Below are 9972 nucleotides of genomic sequence, written 5' to 3'. Positions count from 1 at the left end.
CTGTACTCTTCGGCTCGTCGAAGCTCATCGGCAAACTCTCCTGAAAGTGCGTGCCGACTATCTCTGGCGCGCAGAGCTCACCCGCAAGATGACCCGCTCGTGACGCTCACACTGCATCAGCGTCCGGCGTTTCTTCTGGCACTTCGTGACCTCCATCTTCAGCCCCGCAGCAAGTATTGCGGCGTAGGGAAGAAGTTTGCTCGACCGAGCCGGAGCCTTGAACGTCGCCTCGACTGCGCCAGCGTTGATAAGTCTTGATAATGTTTCGCAACAGGCAGGTTCGGCGGGTCAGAGGACGCTCCAGTATTCGCCGGTGATTTCGGCACCCGCCCTCCAGGGCGAACATTCATGGAACAAAGTCAGTCAAGTTGTTGCTCGAGCGTCCGATGTGGCAGCTTCTTGTTTGTCAGGCGGTGAACTGGGCATCTTCCGCGCCACCCGCGGTCGGGCAAGCCACGGACCGATCCGCCACGCAAGCAGGGCGAAACCGGCAGTCCAGAGCGCGGCAGAAAGGTCGATCCCGTCTAGCGGGCCCAGCCACAAATGAGTGCCGGCCACGCGAGCTGCGCAGGCTGCGACGACAAGCACGAAGGCGGCCGTCAGCACCGGGCCAGCCACCAGTGGCCGGCCGGTGTGCCCCATCGTCGCTCGCATCATTACCGCGACGGTCATTCCGCCCACGGCCCCGATCCCGAAGATGTGCGCCGCGCCAGCCGGCCCGGTAAGGTCGATCGCCGCCGCCGCCACTGATGCGAAACCGAGTGGAACCATCAGGTAGGCGAGGTGCAGCATCAGCAGAAGCGGCGAGCGCCATGTCTCCACGCCGCGCCAGCGGACAAGCCGGGCTAAGTGCAAAATTGCCGCCACCGAGTTGAGCACCGCGCAAGCCATGCCAAAGGGAGCGACCACCCAGGCGATCAGCGCCGCCGCGCCGGATACCAGGCAAAGCCCGTCAAAGCGATTGAAGGCGACAGGCAGCCGGGTCGCGCCGCGATGGACCAACCAATTGCGCGTAAAGCTGGGGACAACCCGTCCACCGATCAGCAGGATTAGAAAGATCAGCAGGGCAATTCCCAGCCGGCGACCGAGCTCCGCGCTGCCCTCTACCATCGCCTCGACATGAAACAGCAGGTTGGCGATCCAGAGAAGCGACACAGGCACCAGAACCTTGAGATTGCGCCAGTTCTTTCCGGCGACGATTTCTCGCGCGATCATGGCTGCGACTGCCAGGAGGAACATCTGGTCGACGAATGCCACCGCCGTCGGACTCAGCCCTAGCCCTCCGAACACCGCCGCGCGACCGGCCAGCCATACAGCCAAAAGTAACGCAAGTGGCCAGCCGCATGTCGGCAGTCGTCCGGTCCAGTTCGGCACCGCGGTGAACAGGAACCCTGCCAGTACAGCGGCACCATAGCCGAAGACCATCTCGTGGACATGCCAGTCGGTGGGAAGAAAATGGCCTGCGCGGGCGATCTCTCCGCGCCAGATCAACAACCATGCGGGGATCGCGACAAGCGCGAAGAGCACAGCTGACAAAAAGAAGGGCCGGAAGCCATAGGACAACAGCGCCGGGCCACGGTAACGCTCACGAAGGGGCATTGGGTTCCTCCAGGCCTAAAGACAATCGGGCTGTGCGTCTGGCACCGCCCGGATCGGTCGAACGTCAAAGGGACGAGTGATCATTCGACCTGTTCAAGCAGCTCCGCCATGCGGTCTTTGGATTTCCCTTTCTGCTTCACGCCTGCAGCCGCGTCGAAGTTCACCGCATCACCAACCTGGATCAGGGCCACCATTCCCATGGCGTAATGCGGAGTGCACTTGATGCCATAAACGCCTTCCGCCGCGGCGGTGAGTTCGAATTCTTTATTCATATCGGATTTGAAAGCCTCGACGCCATCGGGAAGCATGCCATCGATACTTTCCGCATTGTGCCCTTTGTCGGTGGGAACAAACTTGATCACGTCGCCCGCTTCCGCCTTCACGAAAGCCGGTTCGAATACCATGGCACCGGCCTCACCGCGGTTCAGCATTTTAATCTCGATGGTCTCGGCACCGGCAATCGTCGCGGTCACTGCAAGGGTAGCAGCCACCATCATTTTCGCAAACATCGGAACATCCTTTCTTCTTCGTCCGCTTGTTTCGCCTGCCACATTTCTGGTTTAAGACAGTCTTCTGAACGTTGCTCTTGATCAAACTCGCGGACCGAAACTTGCTGAAGCTCGACGAAAGCCTTCTGAGCGGCCTGCCACCCTTCTCGCGGCTCAGCAGATCGCAGATCCGCGAAATCCTCGATCAGGCCAGCTCGCGCCGCTACGAGGAAGGCGTGGCCATTTTCCGCGAGGGCCACGATGCCGATCGCTTCTTTCTGCTTCTGGACGGCTATCTGCGGGTAATCCGCACCACGCCCAGCGGCGAACAGATCATCGTCTTGCACATCTCGCCCGGTCAGCTCTTTGGCATCGCCCCGGCGCTGCAGCGTGACACCTTCCCCGCCACATCCGTCGCGGCGGCGGAATCTATCGCGCTGTCTTGGCCGGTGCGGCTGTGGCCCGAATTCACGGCAAAATACGACGGTTTCGCCACCGAAAGCTACAAGACGCTGGGTGCGAGGCTGGGCCAGATCCAGGAAACCCTGACCGAGATGGCGACTCAGGCAGTGGAGAAACGCGTCGCTGCCGCGGTGCTTCGCATGGTTAATCAAAGCGGTCGAAAGACCGAGAAGGGGATTGAGATCGCCTTTCCGGTCACACGCCAGAACATCTCAGATATGACGGGTACCACCCTGCATACTGTGAGCCGGTTGCTTTCTGCTTGGGAAAAGGCAGGCATGGTTCAATCTACGCGAAAGCACATCGTCGTCACCGATCCGCATCGATTGGTCGTGCTCAGCAACGAGACCGGCTGAACCCGCACTCCATTGGCTAGCTGTAACGCTACCTTCCCGCTCCCAGCTGGCCGACAATCGCGTTCCGGAAGGTATCTTCGTCCAGACAGTACTCCCGGCAGGAATCCATGATCGTATGGAACGGCGCGATTGGGCAGCCGGGGCAAAGCATTCCTAGGTCCAGGAACGGACGTGCCGCCTCGGGCCAGAGCGCGAATAGGTCCGCCAGCGTCAGATCAACATCATCAATGTTCGGGCGGCGGCGCATGGAGAAGTCCTTTCCTCCGGAACCCTGCCAGCACCTTTCACCGGGTTCTTTGCGCTTACACAACAAACGGTCGCCTGCCGCCGCGTAGACCTCGCGTATCCGAAACAAACTGCCGGGACCGCGAAATGTCAGAGATACTTACGAAATCGCGGGCCAGGAACGTGTTCTACGGGGGATCCATTTTCTTCGTGCTCGTGTTCGTGGCCCTGACGGCGCAAAGCCACCGTCACATCACCCAGACCGCGACCGCCGGGATGGAACTGACCGATGAGGTCCGCCACGGCAAGCATGTGTGGGAACGTCATTCCTGCATCAACTGCCATACGCTGCACGGCGAGGGTGCCTATTTCGCCCCGGAACTCGGCAACGTGATGACCCGCTGGGGCGCGGCCGAAGATCCCGATCTGGCCTACGAGATCCTCGACGGCTGGATGAAGGCACAACCCTCCGGCATCGAGGGGCGCCGCCAGATGCCCTTCTTCGAGATCACCGACGAAGAGATGCGCGCCCTTGCCGAGTTCCTTCGCTGGGCGGATCAGACCGACACCCAGGGCTGGCCGCCGAACGACGCCGGCTGATGCTCTGACAGGAGACAAGCAATGAAATACCAATCGCAAAAGGTGGCCTACGCCTATTTTCTCGTGGCCATGGCGCTGTTCGGCATCCAGGTGCTGGGCGGACTGCTCGCCGGGTGGATTTATGTCGCGCCCAACACGCTGTCAGAGGTCCTGCCCTTCAACGTGGTTCGCATGATCCATACCAACGCGCTGATCGTCTGGCTTCTGCTGGGATTCTTCGGTGCCGCCTACTACCTCGTGCCGGAGGAGAGCGAGCGTGAGATCTTCTCGGTCAAGCTCGCCTACATCCAGCTTGCCATCTTGGTGATCGGGACGCTTGGCGCCGTGGTCTCCTACCTCGCCGGAATCCACGGCGGGCGCGAGTTCCTGGAACAGCCGCTCTGGGTCAAGTTCGGGATCCTCGTTGCCGCCGTGATCTTCCTTGTAAACGTGTCGCTGACCTTCCTCGCCGGGCGCAAGACGGCGATCACCAACATCCTGATGATGGGGCTGTGGCTGCTGTGCCTGCTCTGGGTCTTCGCCTTCATCAACCCCGACAACTTGTCACTCGACAAGATGTACTGGTGGATGGTCGTGCACCTTTGGGTCGAGGCGACTTGGGAACTGGTCATGGCGGCGATCCTCGGTTTTCTGATGCTGAAGCTCACCGGCGTGGACCGCGAGGTGATCGAGAAATGGCTCTATGTGATTGTTGCGACCGCGCTGTTCTCGGGCATTCTCGGCACCGGACATCACTTCTACTGGATCGGTACGCCGGGCTACTGGCAGTGGATCGGCTCGATCTTCTCGACCTTCGAGGTGGTGCCCTTCTTCGCAATGATGTCCTTTGCCTTCGTGATGGTCTGGAAAGGCCGCAAGAACCACCCAAACAAGGCCGCGCTGTTGTGGTCGCTCGGCTCCTCCACCGTCGCCTTCTTCGGTGCAGGCGTCTGGGGCTTCCTGCACACGCTGCACGGGGTGAACTTCTATACCCATGGCACGCAGATCACCGCCGCCCACGGACACCTGGCCTTCTACGGCGCCTACGTGGCCCTCAATCTCGCGATGTTCAGCTATGCGATGCCGGTCCTGCGGAATCGCGCGCCCTACAACCAGGTGCTGAACATGGCATCTTTCTGGCTGATGACCGGTGGGATGGCCTTCATGACCTTCACGCTGACTTTTGCCGGCACGATCCAGACGCACATGCAGCGGATCGTGGGTGACTACTACATGGACGTGCAGGACCAGTTGGGCCTGTTCTACCTGATGCGCTTCGGGTCCGGCGTGGCTGTGGTGCTGGGCGCGCTCCTGTTCATCTACTCCATGCTCGCGGTGCGCCGCGAGGTGATCAAACCCGGCCCCGTCGCCGTTCCGGGAGAGTGAGCGATGAGAGACATGAACACACCCGACCTGCCGTTCTACCAACCTGCCGGCGATGAATGCGCAGTTTTCGAGACGGCCCATGAAAACGGTCTGCCCCTTCTTCTGAAGGGGCCCACCGGCTGCGGCAAGACGCGGTTTGTGGAACACATGGCGGCGCGTCTCCGCCTGCCGCTGCACACCGTGGCCTGCCATGACGACTTGTCCGCCGCCGACCTGATCGGACGCTACCTTCTGAAGGGGGGAGAGACCGTCTGGGTCGATGGACCATTGACACGGGCAGTGCGCGAAGGCGGGATCTGCTATCTCGACGAGGTGGTCGAGGCACGCAAGGACGTCACCGTCGTGCTGCACCCGCTGACTGACGACCGCCGCCGGTTGGTCATAGACCGCACGGGCGAGGAACTGGCAGCGCCCGACACCTTCATGCTCGTGGCCAGCTACAACCCCGGCTACCAGAACATACTGAAAAAGCTGAAACCGTCGACACGGCAGCGTTTCGTCTCGATCGGGTTCGCGTTTCCCTCACCCGAGGTGGAGGTGCCCGTCGTGGTCCGCGAAAGTGGTCTGGACGAGGCGCGCGCGGCCGCCCTGGTGCGGCTGGGAGGTAAAATCCGCGGGCTTTCGGGCATGGACCTCGAGGAAGGCGTCTCCACCCGCCTGCTGATCTACGCTGCCACCATGATTGCCAAGGGGATGCCAGTGGACCGTGCGCTCGAAGTCGCAATCATCGAACCGCTCAGCGACGAGGCGGACACGCAACAGGCGCTGCGAGACCTCGCCGCCGTGATCTACGGGTAGACCCATGCTGCACGTTCTCGACCTAATGGAGCCCGAGGAGACCGTTGGCAACCTCTGGCACGACATGGCCTCGCGGTGGGGGGCTGCGACCGGCGACGCCGCCCCCGCAGTGACGTTCGAGGATATGCGCCGATCCGTCACCACGCTGTTCCGAGCACTCGGTGGCGCAGCGGGCGTGGAAATCGCGCACGCCCCGCTCATGACCTCCGACCACCGGACAGGCCGCATCCGCCGCATCGGAACGCCGCGCGAACGGGTGCATGTCGCTGATTTCGACGGTGACCGTCTGCGCCTGCCACCGGTGATCGACGCTTTCCCGACGCACGAGCTGAACAGGGCCTGTTACCTGTGGCTGGCGGCGTTGGCGGCCCATGTCGAGTTCCCGTCGCTAGAGGCCGACGCATTGGCCGCAGACCGGGCCGAGATCGCCGCGCTGGCCGCCGCGTCGGACCGGACCTATGCCGCCTGCCCCGGCCTACGGCAAGCATACGACAGTCTGTGCCGGCTGATAGTACAGTATCGTAGCCGCGGCGGTCTGCCGCGCTGCGAGGCCGGTGTTGAACGTCTGATCCTCGACCAGCTGAGCGGCGTCTCAGATGCCGAGGAATGCCGGGTCTGCCCCGCCCCCCGAGGGTACCGGAGCTATGCGCCCGTCCCGGTCTGGCTGCGGTTGCGCAACGCGACCCGGGACGACAAGTCCGCGTCGGACGAGTTGCAAAACCCCGGAACTGCGATGGCGGTGCCCACCCGCAAGGATGCCCGCCGCGAGGACCGCGACCAGGCCAACCGCAACGACAGCTTCATCATTCACCGCTTCGAGACGATCATGTCGTGGGCGGAAAGCCTCAACCTCAATCGTATGGTCGACGATGACGACCAAGACAACGCTGCCAAGGCCGCCGAGGATCAGGAGTACCTGACCCTGAGCCAGAACCTGAAACGCGCTGCCACGCGCCTGCGCCTGTCTCTGGATCTTTCGCCGCAGGATGCCGAACACGAGCACCTGGCAGGAAAGTTCACCTACCCGGAATGGAACCGCCGCACGGGGGACTACATGCCCGGACACACGAGGGTGCTGGAAGCGGAAGCCAGCCCGCGCGACCTGTACTCCCCGGATCCGAAGCTCGTTGCCCGGGTCAAACGTCAGTTCGCTCCACTACATCCAAGACGCGTGGTCCTGCCGCGGCAGATCGACGGTGACGACCTGGACCTTGACGCGGTGGTGACATCCCGTACCGACATAGCCTGCGGCCACGAGGGCAGCGACCGCATGTGGCAGTCGAACCGACCAATGGCGCGAGATCTGTCCGTGGCGATCCTGATGGATTGCTCGCGCTCGACGGAGGCGGCGATAGGCGACACCTCTGTCATAGAGGTCGCGCGCGAGGCGTTGTCCTCGCTCGCCGAAGGAATCGATACCGCCGGCGACCGGTTGGGCATCTGGGGCTTCTCGTCCCTGCGCCGCGATCGGGTGTTCGTGCACCGAGCCAAGGCCTTCAAGGAACCGATGAGCCGTGCGGTAACCGCACGGATCGGCGGGCTCACTCCGGGCCACTACACCCGCCTCGGCGCCGCGATCCGGCACGTTTCCGCACAACTGGCCGAGGAGGGCGCGACGCGCCGCCTCCTCCTAGTGCTCACCGATGGCAAGCCCAACGACCTGGACCACTACGAAGGGCAGCACGGGGTCGAAGACAGCCGCATGGCCGTCCGCGAAGCCCGCGCGCTGGGACAGGTAGTGCACGGTGTAATCGTGGATGAGGACGGACAGGATTGGTTTGCCCATATCTTCGGTCGTGCCGGGTTTACGCTGTTGCCAAACCCCGCCCGCCTGCCCCGTGCCCTCCCCAACATCTATCAAACCCTGACAATGGAGAGATGACGTGAAACGCATTCTTGCCCTCGCCCTGACCCTTCCTGCCAGGGCGCTGGCCGAGCCCTTCGAACGGCCGATCCCGCAGCCGCAGACCGAGGTGGCCGAGTTCTGGTTCCTTGTCGGCTCCCTCGCGCTGATCGCCGCGCTGGCGGCGGTGCAATGGCTGGTGAGCCGGCGATGAAACCTGAACATCGCCCCTCGTGGAAGTTGCTTTCCGCGCTCTACCCGTTCGGCGCGGGCGCGATGGGCGTGAACCTGTTCTTCGCCGCGCTGATCGGGTCTTGGCTCGGCTGGCCAGTGCTGACTCCCTGGCAGGCCGCCGCCGGAGGGCTGGTCATCGGCCTGCCTGCCACCTATGCCTTCGCCTGGCACATCGTGCGGCTGATGGAAAAGGCGGAGGATGCATGACCGGTTGGACAGAATACGGGCTCGCGCTGACGCTGTTCGTGGCGAGCCATTTCCTGCCGCGCGTCGGCGGCCTGCGTGAACGGCTGATCGGCGTGGTCGGCCGGCGGGTGTATTTCGGCGTCTACGGGCTGTTGTCCACCATCCTGCTGGTCTGGGTGGTCTCGGCCGCGATCCGTGCGCCCTATGTCGATCTCTGGCCGCAGCTGCCCTGGACCCGCTGGGTGCCGAACATCGCCATGCCGATCGTCATGATCCTGGTGACCTGCGGCACCGGGCTTCGCCAGCCCTTCACACTCGGCGGAAAGCGCGGCGCAGAGTTCGACCCCGCACGGCCCGGATTCGCCGCCATCTCGCGCCACCCGCTGTTTCTGGCGCTGGCGCTGTGGTCCGGTGCGCACCTGGTGCCGAACGGCGATCTGGCCATGGTGATCCTGTTCGGCAGCTTCCTTGTCATGGCACTGGCCGCAATCCCCGCCTTCGACGCGCGGGCCCGCCACTCACTTAACGGCAACTCCGGCGCATTCTTTGCAAATACCGCTATCCTGTCCCTCTCTCCTCTGGTGCGCGGCGACTGGATGCGCGCCAATGCGCGCGGGACGGCGATGCGGGTAGCCGCCGGTCTGCTCCTCTGGATCGCACTCTTGCATCTTCACTCGGTGATCATCGGCGTTTCACCCTTCCCGATTTGAACTTGTTCCGGCGCAAAGAACGTCGCGCCGGAAACCTTCATACCGGGCACATGAAACAGATCGACCGCCTCAGAACCCTCGGCCTCTTCGACGCCCGGGTGCCCCGCTATACCTCGTATCCGACAGCACCAGTGTTCTCGACCGACGTCTGCGCGCCCCAGCAGGCGAGCGCCCTCGCGGCGCTGGACCCGGCAGAACCGGTGTCGGTCTATATCCACATACCATTCTGCGCGCGGCTGTGCTGGTTCTGCGCATGCCGGACCCAAGGCACGAAAACGCTGAGCCCTGTGGAAAGCTATATCGGCACTCTGGAACAGGAACTCGCCCTGCTCGCAGACACGCTTCCCGAAGGGCTGCGCATGGGCCGGATGCACTGGGGTGGCGGCACGCCGACAATCCTGCCGCCAGCACTGATCCGCTGGCTGGCTCGGGCGGTGAAGGCGGTCATCCCGCATACTGCCGACTGGGAATTTTCGGTCGAGATCGACCCGACCATGGTGGACCGCGACAAGATCGCCGCTCTGGCCGACGAAGGCTTGAACCGTGCAAGCATCGGCATCCAGGATTTCGACCCCGTCGTGCAGAAGGCCATCGGCCGCCTGCAGCCCTTCGGGGTCACGCGCGCCTGCGTTGAGGATCTTAGAGCCGCTGGCATCCGTTCACTAAACGCGGACCTCGTCTACGGCCTGCCGCATCAGGACCTCGCGCGGCTGGATGACACCGTGACCAAGGTGCTGGACCTGAAGCCCGACCGCATCGCCCTGTTCGGCTACGCCCACGTGCCGTGGATGTCGAAGCGGCAGCAGCTGATCAACGAGGATGCGCTGCCGAAAGAGCTGGAACGCTACCAGTTGTCCGAACTGGCAGCGCGTCGCTTCGGTGAAGCGGGGCTGGAAAGCATCGGCATCGACCATTTCGCCCGCCCCGGCGACGCGCTCGCTCTGGCCGCAAGGAGCGCCCGCCTGCGCCGCAATTTCCAGGGCTATGTCGATGACGCCTGCGCCACGCTCATCGGCCTTGGCGCCTCGTCAATCTCGCGTTTTCCCTCTGGCTACATCCTGAACGCCGCCTCCACGCCTGCCTTCGCCCTGCGGAGCGTGGCCGGC

12 protein-coding genes are annotated in these 9972 nt (G+C 63.3%); 9 read left to right on the top strand and 3 right to left on the bottom strand.

The genetic code is table 11. From position 1 onward, the window contains the following. Positions 1-363: 363 nt before the first annotated feature. Positions 364-1599: an NnrS family protein gene (locus ACN0T5_RS20355; RefSeq protein ID WP_417770435.1), complete on the bottom strand. Its 1236-nt coding sequence runs from the start codon at positions 1597-1599 to the stop codon at positions 364-366. 80 nt (positions 1600-1679) lie between these two features. Further along, positions 1680-2108, bottom strand: a complete 429-nt coding sequence (locus ACN0T5_RS20350; RefSeq protein WP_092431216.1) for a pseudoazurin — start codon at positions 2106-2108, stop codon at positions 1680-1682. Between the two features lie 101 nt (positions 2109-2209). Here ACN0T5_RS20350 and ACN0T5_RS20345 point away from each other — a divergent pair, with 101 nt between their 5' ends. After that, the gene (locus ACN0T5_RS20345; RefSeq protein WP_343504845.1) at positions 2210-2905 is read left to right on the top strand and encodes a Crp/Fnr family transcriptional regulator; all 696 of its coding nucleotides are present in this window, start codon (positions 2210-2212) and stop codon (positions 2903-2905) included. A gap of 28 nt (positions 2906-2933) precedes the next feature. On the opposite strand, the gene ACN0T5_RS20340 is transcribed toward ACN0T5_RS20345, so the two are convergent. Next, entirely contained in the window at positions 2934-3152 is a 219-nt protein-coding gene (locus ACN0T5_RS20340; protein ID WP_343504844.1) for a hypothetical protein, read from the bottom strand. A 125-nt stretch (positions 3153-3277) separates the two neighbouring features. Here ACN0T5_RS20340 and ACN0T5_RS20335 point away from each other — a divergent pair, with 125 nt between their 5' ends. The 8 genes from ACN0T5_RS20335 to hemN all read left to right on the top strand — a co-directional run. After that, complete coding sequence (locus ACN0T5_RS20335) at positions 3278-3730, top strand: cytochrome c (protein WP_343504843.1); 453 nt, start codon at positions 3278-3280, stop codon at positions 3728-3730. Positions 3731-3751: 21 nt separating this feature from the next. Continuing rightward, positions 3752-5095: a cbb3-type cytochrome c oxidase subunit I gene (locus ACN0T5_RS20330; protein ID WP_092431220.1), complete on the top strand. Its 1344-nt coding sequence runs from the start codon at positions 3752-3754 to the stop codon at positions 5093-5095. Between the two features lie 3 nt (positions 5096-5098). After that, the gene (locus ACN0T5_RS20325; RefSeq protein WP_343504842.1) at positions 5099-5893 is read left to right on the top strand and encodes a CbbQ/NirQ/NorQ/GpvN family protein; all 795 of its coding nucleotides are present in this window, start codon (positions 5099-5101) and stop codon (positions 5891-5893) included. 4 nt (positions 5894-5897) lie between these two features. Continuing rightward, the gene (locus tag ACN0T5_RS20320) at positions 5898-7775 is read left to right on the top strand and encodes a nitric oxide reductase activation protein NorD (protein WP_343504841.1); all 1878 of its coding nucleotides are present in this window, start codon (positions 5898-5900) and stop codon (positions 7773-7775) included. 1 nt (position 7776) lies between these two features. Continuing rightward, a complete protein-coding gene (locus tag ACN0T5_RS20315; protein ID WP_343504840.1) occupies positions 7777-7950 on the top strand; it encodes a hypothetical protein in 174 nt (57 codons plus the stop codon). Next, complete coding sequence (locus ACN0T5_RS20310; protein ID WP_194136492.1) at positions 7947-8177, top strand: NnrT protein; 231 nt, start codon at positions 7947-7949, stop codon at positions 8175-8177. The genes ACN0T5_RS20315 and ACN0T5_RS20310 overlap by 4 nt, the downstream gene beginning before the upstream one ends. After that, positions 8174-8866, top strand: a complete 693-nt coding sequence (locus tag ACN0T5_RS20305) for an NnrU family protein (RefSeq protein ID WP_343504839.1) — start codon at positions 8174-8176, stop codon at positions 8864-8866. Before ACN0T5_RS20310 ends, ACN0T5_RS20305 begins: the two co-directional genes overlap by 4 nt. Positions 8867-8916: 50 nt before the next feature. After that, a partial coding sequence (gene hemN, locus ACN0T5_RS20300) for an oxygen-independent coproporphyrinogen III oxidase (protein WP_417770434.1) occupies positions 8917-9972 on the top strand: 1056 nt, incomplete at its 3' end.

This window comes from Stappia sp. (genome assembly GCF_048261845.1).
GTDB lineage: Bacteria > Pseudomonadota > Alphaproteobacteria > Rhizobiales > Stappiaceae > Stappia.
This window is presented reverse-complemented; position numbering and strand designations above follow the sequence as displayed.